At 63.8% G+C, this 21,270-nt stretch carries 22 protein-coding genes and 1 pseudogene; 12 read left to right on the top strand and 11 right to left on the bottom strand.

Annotation, left to right across the window (positions count from 1 at the left end; all coding sequences use genetic code 11):
* Positions 1-272: pseudogene (locus ACR2J1_RS01190) on the bottom strand (formylmethanofuran dehydrogenase); the annotation flags it as partial.
* Between the two features lie 87 nt (positions 273-359).
* A complete protein-coding gene (locus ACR2J1_RS01185; protein ID WP_434017518.1) occupies positions 360-746 on the bottom strand; it encodes a 4a-hydroxytetrahydrobiopterin dehydratase in 387 nt (128 codons plus the stop codon).
* Between the two features lie 129 nt (positions 747-875).
* Between ACR2J1_RS01185 and ACR2J1_RS01180 the strand changes: the two genes are divergently transcribed.
* The 7 genes from ACR2J1_RS01180 to fae all read left to right on the top strand — a co-directional run bounded on the left by ACR2J1_RS01180 (position 876) and on the right by fae (position 7,473).
* Positions 876-1,808 carry a GHMP kinase gene (locus ACR2J1_RS01180; RefSeq protein ID WP_434017517.1) on the top strand — a complete coding sequence of 311 codons (933 nt, stop codon included), beginning with the start codon at positions 876-878 and terminating at the stop codon, positions 1,806-1,808.
* A gap of 138 nt (positions 1,809-1,946) precedes the next feature.
* Positions 1,947-2,819 (top strand): NAD(P)-dependent methylenetetrahydromethanopterin dehydrogenase, encoded by an 873-nt coding sequence (locus ACR2J1_RS01175; RefSeq protein ID WP_434017516.1) that lies wholly within the window; start codon positions 1,947-1,949, stop codon positions 2,817-2,819.
* A complete protein-coding gene (locus ACR2J1_RS01170; RefSeq protein WP_434017514.1) occupies positions 2,797-3,948 on the top strand; it encodes an ATP-grasp domain-containing protein in 1,152 nt (383 codons plus the stop codon). Before ACR2J1_RS01175 ends, ACR2J1_RS01170 begins: the two co-directional genes overlap by 23 nt.
* Complete coding sequence (gene mch / locus ACR2J1_RS01165; protein ID WP_434017513.1) at positions 3,945-4,940, top strand: methenyltetrahydromethanopterin cyclohydrolase; 996 nt, start codon at positions 3,945-3,947, stop codon at positions 4,938-4,940. Before ACR2J1_RS01170 ends, mch begins: the two co-directional genes overlap by 4 nt.
* 4 nt (positions 4,941-4,944) lie before the next feature.
* A complete protein-coding gene (locus tag ACR2J1_RS01160; RefSeq protein ID WP_434017512.1) occupies positions 4,945-5,880 on the top strand; it encodes a RimK family alpha-L-glutamate ligase in 936 nt (311 codons plus the stop codon).
* 23 nt (positions 5,881-5,903) lie between these two features.
* A complete protein-coding gene (locus tag ACR2J1_RS01155; RefSeq protein ID WP_434017510.1) occupies positions 5,904-6,743 on the top strand; it encodes a triphosphoribosyl-dephospho-CoA synthase in 840 nt (279 codons plus the stop codon).
* A 220-nt stretch (positions 6,744-6,963) separates the two neighbouring features.
* On the top strand, positions 6,964-7,473 hold the full coding sequence (gene fae / locus ACR2J1_RS01150; RefSeq protein WP_434017509.1) for a formaldehyde-activating enzyme: 510 nt from the start codon (positions 6,964-6,966) through the stop codon (positions 7,471-7,473).
* Positions 7,474-7,615: 142 nt separating this feature from the next.
* On the opposite strand, the gene ACR2J1_RS01145 is transcribed toward fae, so the two are convergent.
* Positions 7,616-8,323 carry a HisA/HisF-related TIM barrel protein gene (locus ACR2J1_RS01145; RefSeq protein ID WP_434017508.1) on the bottom strand — a complete coding sequence of 236 codons (708 nt, stop codon included), beginning with the start codon at positions 8,321-8,323 and terminating at the stop codon, positions 7,616-7,618.
* A 113-nt stretch (positions 8,324-8,436) separates the two neighbouring features.
* Between ACR2J1_RS01145 and ACR2J1_RS01140 the strand changes: the two genes are divergently transcribed.
* The 3 genes from ACR2J1_RS01140 (at position 8,437) to ACR2J1_RS01130 (ending at position 11,276) form a co-directional block, all read left to right on the top strand.
* A complete protein-coding gene (locus ACR2J1_RS01140) occupies positions 8,437-9,504 on the top strand; it encodes a hydantoinase/oxoprolinase family protein (RefSeq protein WP_434017507.1) in 1,068 nt (355 codons plus the stop codon).
* Positions 9,505-9,622: 118 nt separating this feature from the next.
* Positions 9,623-10,774 (top strand): acyl-CoA desaturase, encoded by a 1,152-nt coding sequence (locus tag ACR2J1_RS01135; protein ID WP_434017519.1) that lies wholly within the window; start codon positions 9,623-9,625, stop codon positions 10,772-10,774.
* A gap of 154 nt (positions 10,775-10,928) precedes the next feature.
* Complete coding sequence (locus tag ACR2J1_RS01130) at positions 10,929-11,276, top strand: hypothetical protein (protein ID WP_434017505.1); 348 nt, start codon at positions 10,929-10,931, stop codon at positions 11,274-11,276.
* 13 nt (positions 11,277-11,289) lie between these two features.
* Here ACR2J1_RS01130 and ACR2J1_RS01125 read toward each other — a convergent pair whose 3' ends face one another.
* From ACR2J1_RS01125 to ACR2J1_RS01090, 8 genes are all read right to left on the bottom strand, one after another.
* Positions 11,290-11,682, bottom strand: coding sequence for a c-type cytochrome (locus tag ACR2J1_RS01125; RefSeq protein WP_434017503.1), 393 nt, complete (start codon positions 11,680-11,682; stop codon positions 11,290-11,292).
* Positions 11,683-11,751: 69 nt separating this feature from the next.
* Positions 11,752-12,321, bottom strand: a complete 570-nt coding sequence (locus ACR2J1_RS01120; RefSeq protein ID WP_434017502.1) for a DUF447 domain-containing protein — start codon at positions 12,319-12,321, stop codon at positions 11,752-11,754.
* 13 nt (positions 12,322-12,334) lie between these two features.
* Entirely contained in the window at positions 12,335-13,738 is a 1,404-nt protein-coding gene (locus ACR2J1_RS01115; protein ID WP_434017501.1) for a DUF6513 domain-containing protein, read from the bottom strand.
* A 95-nt stretch (positions 13,739-13,833) separates the two neighbouring features.
* Complete coding sequence (locus tag ACR2J1_RS01110) at positions 13,834-14,481, bottom strand: uridylate kinase (protein WP_434017500.1); 648 nt, start codon at positions 14,479-14,481, stop codon at positions 13,834-13,836.
* 20 nt (positions 14,482-14,501) lie between these two features.
* Positions 14,502-14,900, bottom strand: a complete 399-nt coding sequence (locus tag ACR2J1_RS01105) for a dihydroneopterin aldolase (RefSeq protein ID WP_434017499.1) — start codon at positions 14,898-14,900, stop codon at positions 14,502-14,504.
* A gap of 42 nt (positions 14,901-14,942) precedes the next feature.
* Entirely contained in the window at positions 14,943-15,671 is a 729-nt protein-coding gene (locus ACR2J1_RS01100) for a (5-formylfuran-3-yl)methyl phosphate synthase (protein ID WP_434017498.1), read from the bottom strand.
* Between the two features lie 66 nt (positions 15,672-15,737).
* Positions 15,738-17,459, bottom strand: a complete 1,722-nt coding sequence (locus ACR2J1_RS01095; protein ID WP_434017497.1) for a tetratricopeptide repeat protein — start codon at positions 17,457-17,459, stop codon at positions 15,738-15,740.
* Positions 17,460-17,556: 97 nt separating this feature from the next.
* Positions 17,557-19,050, bottom strand: a complete 1,494-nt coding sequence (locus tag ACR2J1_RS01090; protein ID WP_434017495.1) for an NAD(P)H-hydrate dehydratase — start codon at positions 19,048-19,050, stop codon at positions 17,557-17,559.
* A gap of 250 nt (positions 19,051-19,300) precedes the next feature.
* Here ACR2J1_RS01090 and ACR2J1_RS01085 point away from each other — a divergent pair, with 250 nt between their 5' ends.
* Both ACR2J1_RS01085 and glnA read left to right on the top strand, forming a co-directional pair.
* Entirely contained in the window at positions 19,301-19,639 is a 339-nt protein-coding gene (locus ACR2J1_RS01085; protein WP_434017494.1) for a P-II family nitrogen regulator, read from the top strand.
* 96 nt (positions 19,640-19,735) lie between these two features.
* Positions 19,736-21,148, top strand: a complete 1,413-nt coding sequence (gene glnA / locus ACR2J1_RS01080) for a type I glutamate--ammonia ligase (protein WP_434017493.1) — start codon at positions 19,736-19,738, stop codon at positions 21,146-21,148.
* The last annotated feature ends 122 nt before the right edge of the window (positions 21,149-21,270 follow it).

Here is a 21,270-nt window from a genome sequence, read left to right as displayed (position 1 = left end):
ACAATCACGTCGGCGCGGTTGCGCACCTCGCCGAAACTCGCGGCCGAGGTGCCCGCCTCGCGGCGGATCCGCGCCTCGCGTGTCAGGCTGTCGCCGGCGGCGTGGTCAATGATCCCGCCGAGCTTTTGCGCCAGAGCGATCGCCGCCTGCGCACCGCCGATATCCGTCAAGAGGCCGCCAATCACGGGCAAGCGGGCGCGGCCAAGAAGTTCCGCCGCGCGTTCAAGCGCGCTTGCCTCGCTGCCATCCCCCCGCTGGACCTTCGCCACCATCGGGAGGCACGATTAAACAGGTGGCGAAAGGGGCGCAAGCACGCGAAGGGAAAGCGAGACGCCGGCGAAAGCCCCTTCCGGGCCCACTCACTTCTTGGGTTTGTCGTATTTGATATAAGCGAAGCGCATGTCGTCCGCCGGGCAGCCTTCCAGCGCGCCGCCTTCGGTCGCGGGCTGCCAATGCACGACGTCCTCGATCTTCTTGGCGAGCTCGAAGTCCTTGTCGGTGATGCCCTTGGCGGCGTGATTTGTCAGCCGCACCTCGACCCAGGCATAGGATGCGGTGATGTCGGGGTGGTGCCAGGCGGCTTCGGCGAGGTGGCCAACGGTGTTGATGACCATCAGCGTGCCCTTCCAGCTGTTGGTCTTGTATTTGCGCCGGATCCAACCGCCTTCGAGATGCCAATGCGGCAGTTCCTTCTTGAGCCGCTCCTCAATTTCGGCATCGCTATAGGTGCGCTCAGCCGTTGCCATCGTGCCTCTCTTTTGAAAAAGTGCGGGGCTTCCTTGCAATAGAGCATATCAGAGGCTTCAAGCCGATCAATGGAAGAGGCCTTTCCCGCCGCGCGCCGCCGCGAAACAGAGCCTTTGGAACCGCGAAATGTGGCGACGGTCACAACGACCGCGCGGCTGCATTTCGGCTTTCTCGACCCAAGCGGCAAGGGTTCGCGCCCCTTCGGCAGCTTCGGATTGTCGCTCGACCGCCCGCGCACGCGGCTCAGCTTGCGGAAAGCGGCGACAACGGCGGTGAGCGGGCCTGAAGCGGGGCGCGCCCAGCGCTATCTGGAGGCGATCGCGGAGCGCTGCGGCGTTGCGCAGGCCTATGAGCTTCGCATCGAGGAGGCGATCCCGCCCCATGCCGGCCTCGGCTCGGGCACGCAGCTCGCGCTTGCCGTCGGCACTGCCTTCGCTGTTCTTGCATGGATCGCGCTCAATCCAGCCGAGATCGCGGAAGAGCTCGGGCGCGGAGGGCGCTCAGGCATCGGCATCGCGACCTTCGCGCTAGGCGGGCTCGTGCTCGACGGCGGTCCTGCGGAGAAAGGGCTGCCGCCGCTCATCAGCCGCCTGCCCTTCCCCGAAGAATGGCGCGTGATCCTGATCTTCGATGAGAAGGTGGTGGGGCTTTCCGGCCTGGATGAAATTTCCGCTTTCCAAACGCTCCCGGCCTTTCCCGATGCCGAAACAGAAGAGCTCGCGCGACGCGTGCAGAGCAGTCTCGCGGCCGTCGAAGATCATGACTTTGCGGGCTTCTGCGACCAGGTTGGCGCGCTGCAGGCCGCCATGGGCGCCTATTTCGGGGCCCTCCAGGGAGGCATGTTCGTGAGCCAGGGCGTCGGCGAGGCGATCGCCTGGTTGCGGGATCAAGGCCTGAGCGGCCTGGGGCAAAGCTCTTGGGGGCCGACCGGCTTCGCGTTCGTGCCGAGCGATGCCGAGGGCCAAGCCCTTCTCGCGCAGCTCCAAGAGCGGGCGGGCGCCGGACTCCGCTTCGAGCTTGCGCAGGGCCGCAACGACGGGGCCGAGATCATCACACACTAAAGCCCAAATTAAGCGCGGCGCGCGCATGAGACCCTTTGCCGCCTCGCCCGGTATGATACATCGGGGCAAGCAATCGCCGCCATCAACACGGCATGAATGGGAGAACGGACGAGGATGGGGCCACCGCGCATTTTGCACATGATCACGCCGCTCAAGCATATGAGCCCGTTCGACGTGAACATGGGCCTCGATGCGGGCTATGACGCGGCGATCCCCTATACCAATGTGACGCTCGATGACGTAACGGGCCTCGTGCAGGACGCGATCTTCTCGCGCAGCCCCGAGGGCGTTAAGCGGACGGCCATGTTCATCGGCGGCAAGCGCGCCATCGAGGCGCTCGACATGATGGACCGCGCCAAGAAAGCGATGGTGCCGCCCTTCGAAATTTCCGTGTTCGCCGACCCAGCGGGATCCTTCACCACAGCCGCGGCGATGGTCGCCTGCGCGAAGAAGGCGCTGCGCGAGAAATTTTCCCTAGAGCTGAAGGACAAGCGCGTGGTGGTGTTCGGCGGCACGGGCGTCGTGGGCTTCGCCTCCGCCGTGATTGTTGGGCTCGAAGGCGCCCAAGCCACGCTTGTCGGCTACGACGGACCCGACCGCGTGCGCAAACTGGCAGACGAAGCCAACGCTCGTTTCGCGGCGCATATCGACTATGCCGACGGGAGTATGGAAGAGCAGAAGACGGATCTCGTGCGCGAGGCCGATGTGATCTTTGCCGCAGGCCCCGCGGGACGGCGGCTGCTGACGCTCGACCAACTCAAGCAGGCGTCGAAGCTGCGCGTGGTGACCGACGTCAACGCCGTGCCGCCCTCAGGGGTGGAGGACGTGGGCGTCAACGATGATGCGAAGCCCATCGCGGGGATCGACGCGGTCGGCATCGGCGCGCTCGCGGTCGGCAACGTGAAATACCGCACCGAGGCCGGACTCTTCCAAGACATGATCAAGGCCGAGAAGCCGGTCTATCTCGACTTCCGGGAAGCCTACGACCTTGCCCAAAAGCTCGCCGGCTGATCGGGCGTCCATCCTAATCGCGGCCATCTCGGGGCGCGCGCTCGCGGAGTCCGCAAGACGAGCGGGCATCAACCCGCTGGTCGCCGATTTCTTCGCCGACACGGACACGCGAACCATCTCGCAGGGCTGCCGCAAAGTCGCCGGCAATATCAAACGCGGCTTCACGTGGGCCGCGCTGGAGCGCGCACTCGCGAAGTTGGAAGCCGAAGCGCCGTCGCCCGTCCTGGGCGTCGTCTACGGCGCTGGCTTCGAGGATCGCCCGCAGCTGTTGGCACGCATCGCAGAGCGCTGGCTGCTGCTAGGCAACGACACCGCGACGGTGACACGGCTCAAGGCACCGGAGTCCTTCTTCGGCGCGCTGAAGCAACTCGACATCAAGCATCCCCGCACGACGACAAGTCCTCCTCCTTCCATGACGGGATGGCTCAGGAAGCGCCGTGGCGGGGCCGGCGGCAGCCACGTCAAGCTTCCGCGCCAGGTCGCCAGGGACGACGGCTACTATCAAGAGATCATGCCCGGGTCCGCAGTGTCGGCTCTGTTCGTGGGCAACGGCACTGGCGCGACCGTTCTCGGTTTTAGCGAGCAATGGACCGCGCCAAAGCGGAACGCGCCATTCCGCTATGGGGGCGCGGTGCGGCCTACCATGCTCCCCGCGGCCCTTGAGGGCATGATGACGTCCATTGTCGGCAAGGTGACTGCCGCCTTCGCGGTCGGGGGGCTGGCGAGCGCCGATTTTGTCGTTGGGGACACGGGCGCCCTTCTTTTGGAGATCAATCCGCGGCCCGGAGCCACGCTCGACATCTTCGATTGCGGCGACATGCCCCTCCTCCAGCTGCATCTGGAGGCTATTTTGGAACAGAAACTACCCGACGCTTTGCTCAAGCTTGAGGACGCCGCCGCTTCGGCAATCGTCTATGCATCAGAAGCTGTCAGCATCGGCAAGGACGTCATTTGGCCGGCCTGGACCATGGATATGCCGGGCCCCGGCGAACGGATCGACAAAGACCGTCCGATATGCACTGTTGCGGCCCGCGCCAGGACATCAGAAGGCGCCAAAAAACTTATTGCGGAACGCATTTCACTGATTCTGGCCGCTGTGTACGGCCACCCCGGGGGGAAACGACAATGAACAAAAAAACGGACGCAAAGCGCACACATGATGACTGGCCGAGCGTCAACGCAACGGTGGCGCCGCTCGTGCAAGCTCTTATCGACAACGCCGCCGACTTGCGCGTCGGCGTAACGCGGGGCTCGCTCGGTGAGTGCCGCATCGATTGCGGAGTGAAGGCCGTGGGCGGGCTGGAGGCAGGGCGCATAATGGCCGAGATCTGCCTCGGAGGTCTGGGCCGGGTGGCGCTCGAAGCCGCCGATCCGCAAAGCTCGTGGCCGTTTCTCGTGACAGTGCATACGAGCCAGCCGGTGCTCGCTTGTCTCGGCTCCCAATATGCTGGCTGGAGCCTGTCGGCCAAAGAGGACGGCAAGAAATATTCCGTGCTGGGCTCAGGACCAGCGCGCGCGATGGGCTCCTCGGAGAAGTTGTTCGACGAACTAGGCTATCGCGATAAGGCCGACAGCGCCTGCCTCGTGCTGGAAGCCGAAGGACCGCCGCCCGCCATCCTCGTCGAGGAGGTGGCAAAGGCCTGTGGTCTCGCTCCGGACCGGCTGACCTTCGTTTATGCCCCGACATCGAGTCTCGCCGGCACGGTGCAGATCGCCGCACGCTGTCTCGAAGTGGCGATGCATAAATCGCACGAGCTGCATTTCGCGCTCGATCACATCATCGACGGCATCGCCACCGTGCCGCTGCCGCCCCCCTCGCCGGACTTCATCAAGGCGATGGGACGCACGAACGACGCCATCATCTATGGCGGGCGCGTGCAGCTCTATGTGTCGGGTGGCGCGAAGGAAGCGCGCGAGCTGGCCGAGCAGTTGCCGAGTCTCAAATCCAAGGATTACGGCAAGCCGTTCGCGGATCTCTTCGCGGCGGTGAAAGGCGACTTCTACGCCATAGACCCGATGCTGTTCAGCCCCGCCATGGTGACGGTGACGGCGCTGAAAAGCGGCGAGAGCTTCGAGGCGGGCTATATCGATACCGCCGTGCTCTCGCGCTCCTTCAGCTAGGTCCATGGCCCAGTCCGGCAGAAGCGACGCCTCCATCATCCTTTTCGGGGACGGCCGCGACTGGCACGGGCGCAGCCTGCTGAAAGCGTTCAGGGCGCGCGGCATCAGGCCGCTCGTCGCGCCGCTTGCGACCTGCGGCCTCGACACGGCAACCGCATCGGGCCTCGCCATTCCCGGCCTCGGCGACAGGCTGCCCGAGGCAGCCTTTGTGCGTTTCGTTCCAGGTGGCAGCTTCGAGCAGGTGACAATGTATCTCGGCGTGCTGCATGGCTTGCGCGAGCTTGGCGTGACGGTCTGGAACGACGCCCGCGCCATCGAGCGCTGTGTCGACAAATCCACCACGACCTTCTTTCTCGATCGCGCCGGAATTCCCACGCCGCGTACCTGGACCGGAGTTCGTCGCGACGACGCGGAGCGCTTCACACGCGCATCTCTGGCGGACGGCAAGAAGATCGTGCAAAAGCCCCTCTTCGGTGCACAAGGCAAAGGCTTACGCCTTATCGAAAGCGTTGCCGATTTGGCACCGCAGGAGGAGGTGAACGGCGTCTATTATTTGCAGGAGTTCATCCCACCAGCGCAGCGCCAGCACCAGGATTGGCGCGTTTTCGTCTGCGCCGGAAGCGTCATCGCCGCCATGATCCGGCACAGCGCGAGCTGGATCACCAACATCAAGCAAGGGGCGAAGGCGAAGGCCGCCATTCCGTCGCAGGATATCGTCGATCTGGCCGTGCGGGCCACGCAATGCGTCGGCGCGGATTATGCCGGAGTCGACATCATTCAGGCACCGGATGGCCGTTTTCTGGTACTAGAGGTGAATTCTATGCCTGCCTGGAACGGATTGCAGCGGGTGACACGCATGCGCATCTCCGATCGTGTCGTTGACGCCTTTCTCGGCGCCGCCCTCCTCCCCGAGCGCGCCGAGGGCCGCGAGGGCGCTTGAGCGCCCGAGGGCCGCGAGGGCGCTTGAGCGCGACCCCCCAGGCCGTCGCACGCGCCTTTCAAGACGCCTGCCTTGCCGAACTCGACGCGTTGAAGCCGGGCAATGTGCATCGCTACTGCGACGATGACCGCATGATGCTCGTCGATTTCGCGGCGAGCGCAGAAGCGGCCGCGCCGCCGATTTCGGCGCTTGATGTTTCGGTCGGCACGCGCATCCGGCTGGCCGTGGAGGCGACCAGGGAGGTCGTCGGCCACAACACCAATCTCGGCATCATTCTCCTCGCCGCGCCGCTTGCAGCGGCCGCGCTTGGCGATGGCGATGGCGACCTGCGCAGCCGCCTGGCCAAGATCCTGGCCAGGCTCAGCGTCGACGACGCGGAAGAGGCCTATGCCGCCATCAGGCAGGCAGGCCCAGGCGGCCTGGGAGCCGCTGCCGAGCACGATGTGGCATCGCCGCCGACCGTCAGTCTGCTCGAGGCCATGCGCGCGGCCGAAACGCGCGACCGCATCGCCTGGAACTACTGTCACGACTTCGTCGATATTTTCGATCTCGGCTTGCCCCGGCTTGAGCAGGGCGTTGCGCATTGGGGCATGGGCCCTTGGACCGTAACATTCCTCTATCTCGGCTTCCTCGCTCAGATCCCCGACAGCCTGATCGAGCGCAGGCATGGCAGCCGCGTCGCGGCCCGCGTGCTGGAGGAAGCAGCGCCTATCGAGGCCAGCCTGACGGCTGCCGAAACTCCAGAGGCGATGCGAGCGCCGCTGCTTGCATTCGACCGCTCGCTCAAGGATCGCGGCCTCAATCCCGGCACGAGCGCGGACCTGACGGTTGCGACTCTGTTCGCGGCCGCACTGCAAGGATAGAAAAAAGGTTGCTAATCCGGCAAAAATCGATTTGCCCGCGACGAACAATCGACTTGCCGATCCTTCCGGCCCCGGCCTATGTTCAGCCCGCGGAGCTCACCTAAGAGTTGCGGACGGAGGCGCATCAGCCAAAGCACTTTCGTCGGCTTGTCGCCGGCCACATCGGCGGCGGCGCCGTTTCCTTTTAGAACCACGTCTCAGTATAGGGAGGGGTTGGCTCATGGCCAAAATCACTGGTGTTAGTGTCGGCGAATCGCTCGTCGGCGACGGTAACGAAGTTGCTCATATCGATCTGCTGCTCGGCCCGCGCGGAAGCGCTGTCGAGACCGCATTCTGCAATGCGCTGACGAACAACAAGGACGGCTTTACCACCCTACTCGCGTTGGTCGCGCCGAACCTTATGTGTAAGCCGCCGACGATCCTGTACAACAAAGTGACCATCAAGGACGCGCGCCAGGCGGTGCAGATGTTCGGCCCGGCCCAACATGCCGTGGCGAAGGCTGTTGCCGACTCCGTGGCCGAGGGCGTGATCCCCGCCAATGAGGCCGACGATCTCTTTATCTGCGTTGGCGTTTTCATTCATTGGGAAGCCAAGGACGACAAGAAGATCCAGGACTTCAACTACAAAGCCACCAAGGAAGCCCTTGCCCGCGCCGTCAAAGGCGAGCCGAAGGCCTCCGAAGTGACGTCGAAGAAGGACGCTGCCCACCATCCGTTCGCGGCCGGTTGAAAAGGAGAACCCCCAGGTCGGGGAACATCCGGCAGAGACGATGGTCCGGGCCCGATTCGGCGGTGGCTCCAGAAGCTGCGAGAACGACGGATGGCCAGACGGGCCAGCAGACATTGAAATGTCTTTGACGGGATCGCCGCTCTCACGCGAGGGCGGCGATCTCTTTTTGTGTGATGGCCCCGGTATGCAACGCCGTCGCGATCAGGGCGCCGCATGCTCCGGACTGCGCGACCTTTGCGAGGTCGGCAGCATCCCGGATTCCGCCCCCCAGAATCACGGACCGCTCGCCCGCGCGCTCACAGACGACGCCAAGGCGCTCAAGATCCGGGCCGGTGCCGGTGCCGACCCTGGCGAGACTGATGACGATCAGCTGCTCGGGCCAACGCTCCGCGTCCGCAAACAACGGCGCAGGGCCACGGAAGCTTTCGCCCTCGAAGTCGAGGGAAAGCATGGCGCTCTTGCCGAAACTGGCGCGGATCTCCTCCCAGGGATCGAGGCTCGCGAGACTTTCGCTGCCGATGACCAGGGTGGCGCCGAGAGGAAGCCAGAACAGGCAATCCGTGACGTCGGAGAAGCCGGCATCGATCCAAAGCGTGACGCCATGAAGACGATCCGCCAAGGCGCGGCAAAGCTCGAAATTATTGCCCGTGCCCGCGATGGCATCGAGGTCGGCGATATAAAGCGTGCGCGCGCCGGCGGTGTCGAGCAGGCCGCGGGCAATCGCCAGTGGATCATCGGCGCTGCCGAACGGGCTCCCGATGGGGCGATAATCGGCACGCTTGCCGCCGACGGCATGGACGACATTGCCGTCCTTGAGATCGAGGACGGGGATGACACTGAATTCGCTCATCATCACTCTCGGGTTTGGGGGCCGAACACAGTTGCGGCAACCCGATTTAGCGGGCGTCGATGCCTCACGTCCATGGCGGGCAGACATCCCGTAACGAGGCGAATGGACGCCCCATGACGGTTATCGGCTGGGATATTGGCGGCGCCAACCTGAAGCTTGCCCAGCTTGAGGGCAAGCGCATTGCGAAGGTGGCGCAAATTTCCTGCTCCATCAAACAGGATCGCAGCAAATTCGACGACGCGCTGGGCCAGGCGCTGACTTTGGTCCCAAAGGCTTCTCTCCATGCCGTAACCATGACGGGAGAACTTTCCGATGTTTTCGCCAATCGAAACGAGGGCGTGGCCTATCTGGTTGCGCTGATGCAGGCGGCAAGCGCAGGCCAAGAGCTTCTCATCTATGGAGGTCGCGCGGGGTTTCTTAGCGCAGAGGACGCGCGCCTTCGCGTGCAGGACGTCGCTTCTGCAAATTGGCACGCAAGCGCTGCGCTGGTCACCGCTCATGCCGGCGAGGCCTTGCTGGTCGACACCGGCACGACGACGACGGATTTGATTCCGGTTGCCGCGAATGAGGTTGCCGCAAACGGCTATAGCGACGGCGAGCGGCTGACCGAGGGTGAACTGATCTATGCGGGCGTGGTGCGCACCCCCGTGATGGCGATTTCACGCGAGGTGCCGTTCAGGGGACGCATGCAAGGGGTCGCCGCGGAGCGCTTCGCCACGATGGCAGACGTCTACCGCCTGACCGGCGAGTTGACAGAGGATAAAGACCCCTACCCCACGCCCGACCAGCGCGGCAAGAGTCGCGGAGAAAGCGCGGCGCGGCTTGCCCGCATGCTGGGCCGCGATGAAGCTGAAGGCGCAGACGGGGATTGGATGGCGGTGGCTCACTATTTCGCCGCGTGTCAGCTTGGCCAGATCGAGGCGGCGGCCACCAGCCTGATCGCAAGAGAGGGACTCAGCGCCGGGGCGCCGATCGTCGGCGCCGGCTGTGGACGCTTTATCGCCAAGCGCCTTGCGGCGCAGCGCGGCCGCGCCTATCTCGATTTTGCGGAACTTATCGAGGTGGACGACGCAGCCGGCGACTTGGCAGCCTCCTGCGCGCCGGCCGTGGCGGTCGCCCTTCTGGCGGATCGACATGCCTCCACCCCACAGGGCAGAGGGGGGGGTAAGACGCTATCTTAGCCTCGCGGAACGTTGGCAGGGCCGTTCAGTTCTATACATAACGGCCCTAGCAACGCCTGCTACCCTTACACAACACGTCCTATATTATGGAGCAGAGAGACACGTGGAGAATCACACTATGGCCCCCGACATCGGCGTCGAAGGCGAGCATGACGACATCGTCTATCCGTCCGCCATTCCGTTCGTGTTGGTGCATCTCGCCTGTTTCGGGGCGATTTGGTCCGGCATCACCTGGCAAGCGATCGCCATTTGCGTGACGCTCTACTGGTTGCGCATCTTCGCAATCGGCGCGGGGTACCATCGCTACTTTTCCCACCGCGCCTACTCCACCAGCCGGGTCTTCCAGTTCATCCTCGCCTTTCTGTCGCAGAGCACCGCGCAGAAAAGCGTGCTGTGGTGGGCGGCCAAGCATCGGCATCACCACCTGCATTCCGATACCGAGCACGACGTGCATTCACCGCGGCATACGGGTTTCCTGTATAGCCATGTCGGCTGGGTTTTTGCGCGGCGGCACGACACGTACGACCCTTCCAAGGTCGCGGATCTGGCGCGCTATCCCGAGTTGCGGTGGCTGCATAAGTTCGAACTGCTCCCGGCCATCATCCTCGCCCTGCTCTGCTTCCTCGCCGCCGGCTGGCCGGGCCTGATCGTCGGTTTTTTCTGGAGCACGGTGCTCGTCTATCACGCGACCTTCTGCATCAACTCGCTAGCCCATGTCAGCGGCAGCAAGCGCTATGTGACCGGTGACGATTCCCGCAACAACTGGCTGCTGGCGGTCTTCACCATGGGCGAAGGCTGGCACAATAATCACCATGCGTTTCAGAGCAGCGTCCGCCAGGGTTTCAAATGGTGGGAGATCGACCCGACCTATTACATCCTCCGAGCGCTGTCATGGACCGGTCTCGTGTGGGGGCTGAGGTCACCGCCCGAGCAGGTTTTGCGCAATGAGCAGCGGCTGGGTGGGGCCGTCATCAACCGCGCGGCCGAGCAACTCGTGGCGCATTTCAATTCCGAGCGGATTGCGCTTGTCATCGCCTCGGCCCTCCACGGGCCCGAGCTTTCAGCGTTGCGGGAGAGCCTCACCCGCGCGCATGACCGCACGACCGAGGTGCTGGGCAGCTTGCATCTGCCGCATATGCCGAGCCGCGAGGAACTGTCGGCGAAGGCCAAGGCCATGTTCGCCAGAACCAAGTCGCTCGAGGAGATCGTCGACCGCGCCTACGAGCTTCTGCTCGCCTCTGTCGGCACGCGCCTTGCGGCGTCCGATTAGAGCGGGACATAAGAGGATCCGGCTCTAGGACGACCGCGCCGAGCGACTGCGCGGTTAACGCGTGCAAGAGATTATTGATCTTGCTCCCGCATTCCCTGGACGGGGCCGACGCTCCAAGGGTAAGAGTGCGCGAGCCCAACGAACGGAGCGTCAGATGCGTCACGTCCTCACCCTCATGGCGGCCTTCATTGCCGCTGGCTTCATCACGGCTCCGACCGCCGGCAGCGCCGCACGCGTGCCGAAGGTTTTCGCCGCGACCGCCGCCCCTACGATGATCGAGAAGGTCGACTATTGGCGCCGCCAATGGCGCCGGCGCGGATATGACCCCTACGCCGTTCCGAACATCGTGGTTGAAGGGGCACCCATCATCGTCGAAAGACCGCCAGTGGTCGTTGTGCCGATGCCGCCGCCGCGCCCGCTCAGCTGCGGTCAGTATAAGTTCTGGAACGGCGAGCGTTGCGTCGACGCGCGCTACAATCCCGTCGACGTGGGACCGAAATAGTCCCGGGCCGCTGTCAGGGAGGCATGTCTCCAGAAACAGGCGCACGCTCCCGTTTCGCGGGGTCCATGCCGGGATGCTGCCGAGATAGATCAAGATGGGCGGCGACCTGCTCGGTCGAGAACTGAATCTGCGGCATGTCGCAATGACGCGAGCCCATCCCTTCGGCGAATCGGCCCTCCAGCTCTTCAATAGGATCGCGGAGATAGATCTCCCGAAGCGGCGGCGCCTGTTTCAGCGGGCTCGGCCCGGTCGCCGCGATCGAATGACACCGAGCGCAGTGCGCCTCGAGAATGGTTTTCCCTTCGATGGCGGCGCCGGAGTCCGGCGCTGCGAGTGCGCTTTGCACCGGCATCGCCAACAGCGCGAGGACGGCAACCGCGTGATGCATGCAGAGCGGCGCTCTCATCGTCGCACTCTCCTCCAAAGCACGCGCAACCTCACCGGGCCTCGCATCCCTTGCAGTCTAGCACCGGGGCTAGGTGGAGGGGTGCTTGTAATGGTCCTCGATCTTCTCGATCAGGAGGCGCCAGGCCTCATGCTCGCGCGGGCCGGCGGTCTTCTCCACGGCAATCTGCAGATAGGCAAGCTCCTGCTCGATCTTTTCGCGCGGAAGCATGTGCACGCGGCTCGCCAGGATCGCCGCCTCGATCACGGCGGACTGCGCGCGGTTGAAGCCCTTGAAGGGCGCGTGGTTTGCCTCATAGACGATGCGGCAATGAAACCGCGGCCGAAGATCGTCCTCCTCGATCTCGCGCACCTGGAGCTCGGCGTGCGCGAGGGACGCGTCAAGCACGGCGCCCGGCACGCGTTCCGCCGCTCGCGTCGGCCAATCCTTTTGGCCCACGAGACAGCCGGCGAAGACCAGCACGTCGTCAGTGAAGTTCGCCACGGCGAAGGGCGTGGTGCGCAGATTGTCGAGGGTGGTCGAGGGACGGAAGGGCGCGATGATCCAGCCGTCGCCGTCGGCGATGAGGCCGAGCGGGGCGATATGAACCTTACCCTGCTCGTTCAGCGTGGTGACGATGGTTTCGCGGATCATCGGCATGACGACATGGCTTTCATTCCGACGGCTCGCGCTTGCGCTTGGTGATCAGGGTATGCCCGGCTTCCCTGAGCCGCGTCTTGTCGTCATCTTGCTTGTCGGCGGCGACGCCCCAATCAAGCGGTTCGTCCTGGGCATAGCGCTTGGCGAGGCGCCAGGCGATCTCCGCGCGCGCGAGCTCTGCGCCGAGATAGAAGGCGTGCGCCCCGTCCTGCTCGACCCCGAGCTTCGGGAACAACTCGAACACGTCGTCGGCGATGTGATGACCGTCGCGGTTGAAGATGTGGACGCCATCCTCGGCGATTTCGACGCGGAAATTGTTGTCGCGCACGGCAAAAGCGCTTTCGAAAATTTCGGTTGGCGTGAGCGGAAACGGGCGGCGCGCGTGCAGGCTGAGCAGGCCACTGTCGTAGTCCTTGGGCAGGTCATGCTGCTCGCGCGAGGCATACATGATGCGCCGGGCGAGATCGTGCTCCTCGATGGTGCGTCCCGTATGCGGGCTGACATGCACCACCAGCACGTTGCGGATGTGCAGCTCCGAGCAGATGCCGAGCAGAACCGCCGTGATGCCATTGGTATCGGCGTCGGTGAGCTCGGTGAGATTACCGGTGCCCATGAGGATCTCGGCCTCCGGGCGCTCGTGCCGAAGCGTGGCGTAGCGGCCAAGCGACTCCGTGAAGCCGAAATTGATGGGATCGAGGACCGGGTCGGCGAGATAGGCGCGCCCCTTGGCATCGAGCGCGTCCATGGCGCGATAGAGCGAGGCCATGTCGCCATGCTCCTTCGGGATGAGCACCGGCGTGGAGGCCACTGCATCGGCGATAGAGAGCGTGTCCTCACTCAGGCTGAGCAGGAAATCGGCGCCGGCCCTGCCCCCGCGCAGCAGCTCCTCCGGGTCGGCGGAGTCGACGCTGACCTTGTGCCCCTTGGCGTGCAAAGCCTTGATCGCGGCTTCGAGATGCGGGAACGGCGTGTCGGGAAGGCAGCCGAGATCGATGACGTTTGCGCCGCGACGAAGATAGTCCTCCGCGCGCTTCACGATCTCCTGGACCGGCAGCGCGGACGCGTCGACGATCTCGGCAAAGATCTGAATGTCGTATTTGCTCATGTCCAGGGCCTTGCGGGCGCGGCCGAAATAATAGGGGATGTCCTTCAGCTCGTCGGGTCCGCGCTCGAACGGCACGCCAAAGCTTTCACTCAACCGATGGAGATCGGCGCGGCAGCGACCTGGCAGCAAGATCTTGTCCACCTCGATCGGCTGCGGCAGCCGGCGCCGGATGATCTCCTCGGTCATCAGGGCCGCAACCTTCACGCCAATATCGAATACCTTCCAATCGAAGGCACCGTTCATGCTCTGGAGCACAGCTTCGAGCCGCGGCCGCGCCAAATGCCCGGTGATGAAGAGAATGCTTTCAGCCATTGGCTTGCGCTCGCGGTCTCAAGCCTGAAATGCCATCTTCCAGCGCGGCTGGAGAATGCCTCGTCATAGGTTGCGTGATGCTGAACGCCTAGGCCTTAGTCAATGGCGGCGCCGCAGAGAGAGCCTCCCGCCATGCAGGCGGCGAACGCCTCCTGATCGCCGCGGCCGAGCAGATATGTGGGGATGCCCGCGTCTTTCAACATGGAGGGGAAGGCCTGGTCGACGATGCCGTCGCGGCAGAGCTGCGCGGCGCCGGCGCTTGTTCCCCGCCGCGCAATCGATTTGATGAGAAAGAAATGCGAAGCGCCGACTTTGCCCGCGAGCCAAAGACCGAGACTGTCGGAGGTGAGGCTCCAGGACTCCGGAATGTCGGCGCGATTGGCAATCAAGGCATAAGGCGCCCAGACCGCGACGCGGCCCCGTGCGAGCGACTGCCAAAGGGCGGCTTCGCTCTCGCCGACCTCAAAGCCGGCATGCAGACCGGCAACCGCCCAGGCGAGCTGGTCCATGGCAAGGAGCGCCATGCGATGCGCGGGCCCGTCACCGAAGCCGAGGCTCTGTTGACAGCCGCGGACCTCATCGGCCAAGGCGCCCCCGCCGGGCACGACGATGGTGGGACGCGGGGCAGCCGCAATCACCGCAAGCCAGGCGTTGAGCTCCGGTGAGCGCACGACGCTGCCGCCGAGCTTGACCACGACGGGGCGCTCTTCCGGCCGCTTCGCCTTTGAACGCTTCGCTGTCACAGCCTGTCCCGTCACGGCGATCAGCCCTCCCGCCCGCGGCGGATCTCGACGCCGACGGCGCCCGGCTCCTTGTCGAGCTTCTCGATGCGCACCGTGACGGTGGCGGTTCGCGGGTGCGCAAGGCACAGGGCCGCCACATCCTCGGCCAGGGTTTCGACCAGGCTGATGTGGCCGTGCGCGACGATGCCCTTGATGCCCTTGATGATGAGGTCGTAATCGAACGTCCGCTCGATATTGTGGTCGAGGGCGGAAGCGGCCGGGGTCAGATCCACATCGACGGAGAAGCGCACGCGCTGGGTGACGCCCTTCTCATTGGTATAAACGCCGATCTCGCAATCGAGGACCAGATCGTGGACGAACACACGGTCGTAGCCTGTGGCGCGGCCAGTCGCTGGGGATCGTTGAAGTCCTTCAGCCATCCAAGCTGGCTCCGTGAGATCAGGTCCAATAGTCCTGAAGCTCTAGCACAACGCGCCAGAGGCCAAATCCGTGAACCGGGTTTTTGGCAAACGCGATTCGGACCCTGGGATGAGGTCGCGCATTATCCCGCAAGCGGTCCTATCCAGGGAGCCCCCCCGCGCGCCGTCCCGGCATAGCGCGCCCCGAAACCCGAGCAGGTCAGGGCGCAGCGCAAGCAAGGCTTCGACATGCCGAGTCCGCAGCGAGCCGGCAAGACCCACCATCAGACCATGCGCCTTGGCGGTGGCCACGAAGCCGGCAAGGAGATCGAGGCTCAAATGGTCGAGCAGCGAGCCTGAGCCTTTCGCCATGGTGTCGAGCATTACGCCTTTGGCATTCAGTCTCGCGGCGACCGCGACCGCATCGAAAGACGGCAAGGCATCGGCAAACAAGACGAGGATGAGGCGATCGCGGGGCTCGTCTGCCAAAGGGAGCAAGGCTTGCTCAGCATTGCAATCGGGGAATATGCCGAGCTTCAGGAAATCGACGCCAGAGTCGCCATGACGGCGGAGGGCCTCCCGCAATGTGGGAGCGTGCATCGGAAGATCGCCCACCGTCGCGCTCACGCAGGCGCGTCCGGCAACGGCACGCACGCACAGTCTGACGGTCTCCTCGTCGACAGCACCCAGCGCGCCGCGGCCGGGTTCCCTCATATCAATAATGTCGGCGCCGGCGCCGAGAGCGAGCTCGGCCTCGGCGGCGTCGCGAACGCTGGCGAGAAATCTTGTCATCAGGTCTCATTCAGGCTGAGTTGACGAGGGAGGTAACCGGTTGGCAGATCAGCAAGTGCCAGAGGTTCACTGGAAGAGCCAGTTGAAGATGCCCCCACCCCCGCCTCCGCCACGGCGGCCGCCCTTCCTGGCTTCGCGGGTACCGCCCTCAAAGCCCTCGCGCCGTGGTTCTCTACCTCTGTCAACACGGCCTGGCCAGGAATCATCCTGGCGGGCGACGGGTCTTGCGGCTTTCGGCTTTCGCAACTTGATCTCGTTGGCGTTGCCTTCGGGGTCGGTCACGACGACGGAGACAGCCTGCCAGTTCCACTGCGCGGCATTAGAGCCCCAGCTATGCGGCTCGATGGACACAACCTTGTTGGCGTAAAGATCCACGATGGCGACGTATTCGAGACTGCCTTCGTCGGCTTGGCCGAGGTCGCCCGCGTAATAGCGCAGCAGGCCGATGCCAGCGAGGGCGTCTTTCATCAGGCTCCACTCCAAAATCTTGGGCTTACCCGAGCCGAACATTTCGAGGTCGGCACGCAGTGCCGGATATTTCGGGTTGCTAGCGATGAAGCGTCCGGGCGAGGGCTCGCGCACCACCCAGTCGGAGACCGGGGCGTCCAGAGGGGTGCCTTCCTCGGGAGGCACCTCCTGCTTCAGACGCATTAGCGCCATACGGCTTTCGGCCTGAAAAGGATCCTTGGCGAGAGCCAGGCGATAATCGGCGATGGCGTCATCGGTGCGGGTCAGCGCCTCATAGATGTTGCCCCTGACGCGGAGCGCGAGGGCATTGTCGGGGGCGAGCAGCAGGGCCTGGTTGACGTCGGCCAGGGCTGCGTCCGCGGGAGCCGGCTCGCCCTCCTTCGCAAGGATCTGTAGCTTCGCTGAGGCGCGCAACGCGTAGGCATCGACATTTTTGGGATCGAGCTCGATGGCGCGGGTGTAATCGCCGATGCCGTCATCGACGCGGCGCACCGCGGTGAAGACGTTGCCGCGCTCAATATAAGCCGCGGCGAGTTCCGGTTTGAGCTCGATCGCTTTGTTTAAATCCTCAAGCGCCGTGATGTATTTCTTGTCGCCATCATAAGCACGCGCGCGCATCAGCAGAAGCTCGGGCTGCTCCGGCTGCGATGCCAGCGCCAGCGTCACGTCGTCCGCCGCCTCGCGATATTTCCCGAGGACGAGATAGGTCTCTGCGCGATTGCGGTAAGCCGGCTCATACTTGGCATTGAGAGCAAGCGCGCGATTGAAGTCGCGCACGGCAGCATGATAGCGAACGAGCTCCGCGTGGGCCTTCCCGCGTCCATTGAAAGGGACGGCGCTGGTCGGCATCAGCTCGACTGCCTTCCGGAAATCCTGGAACGCCGCTGCGTACTGGCCAAGCGTCATATGCGCGTTGCCGCGGTTGTTGTAAGCGGGCCCATAGGTCGGCGACAGCGTAATTGCGCGATCGAAGTCCTTCACGGCCTCGTCGGCGTGACCGAGATCGATCAGGGCATTGCCGCGATTGTTATAGACCGCGGGATTCTCGGCTGAGAGTTCGATCGACTTGTTGAAATCGCCGACCGCCTCCTTGGTACGCTTCAATCGCCATTTCGCGATGCCGCGATCGCTATAGATATTGGCCTCGACGAAGTCGGCGATCTCCTTGGCCTGCAAGGCCTGGTCATAGGCTGCGATGGCCTTGTCGTACTGCCCGCGCAGAAGCGCCGCAGCACCCTCCCGCGCACGCAGAAGGGTGACGTCTTCCTCAGCCCCCGCCTGCCCTTGGGCAAGCGTCGCAAGAAGGAGGAATGCCCCCAAAAGTCTAAGGATTGCCGTGGCCATGGTCGGTTGAGACGAGCGCTCCCCTCAAGCCTTCCTCTCATTTCTCATAAAATAGGAGTGTGTCAACAAAGGGTCATTCGGGGGCAAGCGCAAGCAGCACTTGCGGCAGCATTTCCGGTAAATCCTCGGCGATCAAGCCCGGTCCAAAACTTTCCGCCGCAGCACCGTGCAGCCAAACGGCGGCACTTGCGCCTTCAAACCCGGCCATCCCTTGCGCGAGCACCCCGAGCACCATGCCCGCGAGCACATCACCGGTGCCTGCGGTTGCGAGAAAGGGGCTCGTGGTGGCGTTGATGGAGGCGCGCCCGTCGGGCGCCGCAACGACCGTATCGGCTCCCTTGAGGACGACGACCGCGCCTGAGCGCGACGCAGCCTGACGTGCGCGCTCCAGCCTGGACTCGTCCTCGATGTCGCCGAAGAGGCGTGCGAACTCGCCGTCATGAGGCGTGAGAACCACAGGTGCGCCGTGATAGCGGATGGCCGCAAACAGAGCTTCGGGCACAGCGGCAAAGGAGGTGATCGCGTCAGCATCGAGCACAATGGCGGCGCGCGAGGCCAGTGCCGCCAAGACCAGCGCCTTGGTACCTTCTCCGACTCCAATCCCGGGTCCGATCAAGACCGCGTTTTTGCGCCTGTCTTGGAGAAGCTGTGCGAGCCCGCGGGCATCGTCCGATTCGCGGACCATGATGGCCGTCAGTTGCGCTGAGTTGACGAGGATCGCGTCGCGCGGCGACGCAACCGTGACGAGGCCTGCGCCGATCCGCAAGGCGCCGCGTGCGCCAAGCCTTGCAGCGCCCGTGCTATAAGCGGGTCCGGACACGGCGACGGCGTGCCCGCGGTCATATTTGTGACGTTCCGGCTGCGGCCAGGGAAAAGCGGGACGCCAAAGGTCGGGCGTGTTGACAAAGGTCTGCGGGCGGATCGTGTCGAGCACGCTGTCGGGAATGCCGATATCCACCAGGCTTGTCTCGCCGCAGTGAGCGCGGCCCGGCAAAAGCAGGTGCCCCGGCTTCAGCCGGAAGAAAGTCACGGTGGCGGTCGCATTCACGGCGATGCCCCTTACGCCCCCCGTCGTGCCGTCGATGCCGCTCGGAACGTCAATGGCAATGACAGGGAGTGCGCTTGCGTTCAGCGAGCCTATCAACGCCGCAAGGCTGCCCTCGATCGGGCGGGCAAGTCCGGCGCCGAAGAGCGCATCCACCACGACATCCGCGCCGTCGAGTAGCTCCGCGCCGTCGAGTAGCTCCGCGCCAAGAGGCGCGATGGGACCGGTCCAGCGCTTGGCCATCGCGGCGGCATCCCCCGGGAGGTGTTCCGGGTCGCCATCTAAGCCAAGCCGGACCGCGAAACCGCGGTCGGTGAGATGGCGGGCCGCGACGAAGCCGTCCCCGCCATTATTGCCGGGGCCGCACAACACAGCGACGCGCCCCGCATCCGGAAACCGCCGGCCCGCTTCCTCTGCCACCGCCCTCCCCGCATTCTCCATAAGGGCGAGACCAGGGACGCCGCCGTCAGTGGCGAGGCGATCGGCCTCCGCCATCTCTTTGGCGGTTAGAAGCTCGATCATGGAACACGGCATCGCATTTCCAGACTTAACGTCGCTCGATTTGCCTATTTGATATGCAAACCGCTCAAAGTGTGGGCATCGTTCGCTGCCCAGAGATCGATCCAATCATCATGGTCTTGAAAAGACGGTATAATTTCTGCCCTCAGGATTGGCATAGGGCGTGCTTGGGCCAAACACAGTTCTTGCTATTGACGGGCGGAAGCGCGCATATCGGCGCGCTTCTCGCGTCCAGGGGAGGTGCAGCACCAATATGAAGAAGATCGAAGCGATCATAAAGCCGTTCAAGCTCGACGAAGTGAAGGAAGCCCTGCAGGAGATCGGCCTGCAAGGGATCACCGTGACCGAAGCTAAAGGATTCGGCCGCCAGAAGGGCCATACCGAGCTCTATCGCGGCGCTGAATATGTCGTCGATTTCCTACCGAAGGTGAAGCTCGAGCTCGTGGTCGGAGACGGGATGGTGGAAAAGGCGATTGACGCCATCATTGCCTCTGCGAAAACCGGACGCATCGGGGACGGAAAGATCTTCGTGTCCAATGTAGAGGAAGCCGTGCGCATTCGGACCGGTGAAACCGGAGACGATGCCATCTGACGTCACGTGATCGGCAGTTTGATCCTGCGGGTCGGCACCATCCGGCGCCAATGCATGGGCGCCGGCCAGAAACGTGCAAATTGACAGGGGAGTAAAATGGCAGAAGACGCTAAAAGTATCGCGAAGAAGATCAAGGACGAAGATATCAGATTCGTCGATGTGCGGTTCACCGATCCGCGCGGCAAGATGCAGCACGTGACGATGGATGCCCGGTTGATGGACGAAGAGGCGTTCACCGACGGCATCATGTTCGACGGCTCCTCGATCGCCGGCTGGAAGGCGATCAACGAGTCCGACATGAAACTCATGCCGGATCCGGACTCCGCGGTGATGGACCCGTTCTTTGCCCAAAGCACCCTCGCCGTGTTCTGCGACGTGCTCGAGCCATTGACCAACGAACCCTATGAGCGCGATCCGCGCTCGATCGCGGGCAAGGCGGAAGCCTATCTGCAACAGACCGGCGTCGGCGATACGGCCGTGTTCGGGCCGGAGCCGGAGTTCTTCGTGTTCGACGACGTGCGCTTCAGCGCCGAGCCGTTCAATTGCGGCTACAAGCTCGACTCGATCGAACTCCCCTCGAACATGGACACCGAATATGAGATGGGCAATCTCGGCCACCGTCCACGCACGAAGGGCGGCTATTTCCCGGTGCCGCCGATCGACTCGGCACAGGATCTGCGCTCGGAGATGTTGAGCGTGATGTCGGACATGGGTGTCGTCACCGAGAAGCATCACCACGAGGTAGGCGCGGCGCAGCACGAACTCGGCGTGAAGTTCGGTCCGCTGGTGAAAACCGCCGACGCCATTCAGATCTACAAATATGTGATCCACAACGTGGCGCAGGCCTACGGCAAGACCGCGACTTTCATGCCGAAGCCGATCTTCGGCGACAACGGCTCCGGCATGCACACCCACCAGTCGATCTGGAAGGGCTCAACGCCGGTCTTCGCCGGCGACAAATATGCCGATCTGTCGGAGATGGCGCTGTTCTATATCGGCGGCATCCTCAAGCACGCCAAAGCCATCAACGCCTATTCCAACCCGACCACCAACTCCTACAAGCGACTGGTGCCGGGCTACGAGGCGCCGGTGCTGCTGGCCTATTCCTCGCGCAATCGTTCGGCGTCCTGCCGCATTCCGCTCGGATCGGGCCCCAAGGCAAAGCGCGTCGAGGTACGCTTCCCCGATCCCGCCGCCAATCCTTATTTCGCTTTCTCGGCGATGCTGATGGCCGGTCTCGACGGCATCGAGAACAAGATCCATCCCGGTGATCCCATCGACAAGAACCTCTACGATCTGCCGCCGGAGGAACTGGAGAAAGTGCCGACCGTGTGCGGGTCGCTGCGCGAGGCCTGCGAGTCGCTCGATGCGGATCGCGCCTTCCTCAAGAAGGGGAACGTGTTCACCGACGACGCGATCGACGCCTATCTCGAACTGAGAATGGAAGAGGTGGAGCGGTTCGAGATGATGCCACACCCGATCGAGTACGACATGTATTACAGCGTCTAGCGACGCTTACGGGCTAAGAAGATGGGGCGGCCGCTTGATGCGACCGCCCCACTTTTCGGCCTGACACGCTAACCGTCCTCACCTCCCCGCGCTCCCCCGTCGGTGCGCGGATCTGACGATGA

Origin of the sequence: Methyloceanibacter sp., from assembly GCF_050999895.1 — a bacterium.
Lineage (GTDB): Bacteria > Pseudomonadota > Alphaproteobacteria > Rhizobiales > Methyloligellaceae > Methyloceanibacter.
This window is presented reverse-complemented; position numbering and strand designations above follow the sequence as displayed.

Coding starts and splice junctions, on each gene's coding strand:
- ACR2J1_RS01185 (WP_434017518.1), bottom strand. CDS start 746: ATGGCAACGGCTGAGCGCACCTATAGCGATGCCGAAATTGAGGAGCGG.
- ACR2J1_RS01175 (WP_434017516.1), top strand. CDS start 1,947: ATGATCACGCCGCTCAAGCATATGAGCCCGTTCGACGTGAACATGGGC.
- mch (WP_434017513.1), top strand. CDS start 3,945: ATGAACAAAAAAACGGACGCAAAGCGCACACATGATGACTGGCCGAGC.
- ACR2J1_RS01160 (WP_434017512.1), top strand. CDS start 4,945: ATGGCCCAGTCCGGCAGAAGCGACGCCTCCATCATCCTTTTCGGGGAC.
- fae (WP_434017509.1), top strand. CDS start 6,964: ATGGCCAAAATCACTGGTGTTAGTGTCGGCGAATCGCTCGTCGGCGAC.
- ACR2J1_RS01145 (WP_434017508.1), bottom strand. CDS start 8,323: ATGAGCGAATTCAGTGTCATCCCCGTCCTCGATCTCAAGGACGGCAAT.
- ACR2J1_RS01140 (WP_434017507.1), top strand. CDS start 8,437: ATGACGGTTATCGGCTGGGATATTGGCGGCGCCAACCTGAAGCTTGCC.
- ACR2J1_RS01135 (WP_434017519.1), top strand. CDS start 9,623: ATGGCCCCCGACATCGGCGTCGAAGGCGAGCATGACGACATCGTCTAT.
- ACR2J1_RS01130 (WP_434017505.1), top strand. CDS start 10,929: ATGCGTCACGTCCTCACCCTCATGGCGGCCTTCATTGCCGCTGGCTTC.
- ACR2J1_RS01125 (WP_434017503.1), bottom strand. CDS start 11,682: ATGAGAGCGCCGCTCTGCATGCATCACGCGGTTGCCGTCCTCGCGCTG.
- ACR2J1_RS01120 (WP_434017502.1), bottom strand. CDS start 12,321: ATGCCGATGATCCGCGAAACCATCGTCACCACGCTGAACGAGCAGGGT.
- ACR2J1_RS01115 (WP_434017501.1), bottom strand. CDS start 13,738: ATGGCTGAAAGCATTCTCTTCATCACCGGGCATTTGGCGCGGCCGCGG.
- ACR2J1_RS01105 (WP_434017499.1), bottom strand. CDS start 14,900: ATGGCTGAAGGACTTCAACGATCCCCAGCGACTGGCCGCGCCACAGGC.
- ACR2J1_RS01100 (WP_434017498.1), bottom strand. CDS start 15,671: ATGACAAGATTTCTCGCCAGCGTTCGCGACGCCGCCGAGGCCGAGCTC.
- ACR2J1_RS01090 (WP_434017495.1), bottom strand. CDS start 19,050: ATGATCGAGCTTCTAACCGCCAAAGAGATGGCGGAGGCCGATCGCCTC.
- ACR2J1_RS01085 (WP_434017494.1), top strand. CDS start 19,301: ATGAAGAAGATCGAAGCGATCATAAAGCCGTTCAAGCTCGACGAAGTG.
- glnA (WP_434017493.1), top strand. CDS start 19,736: ATGGCAGAAGACGCTAAAAGTATCGCGAAGAAGATCAAGGACGAAGAT.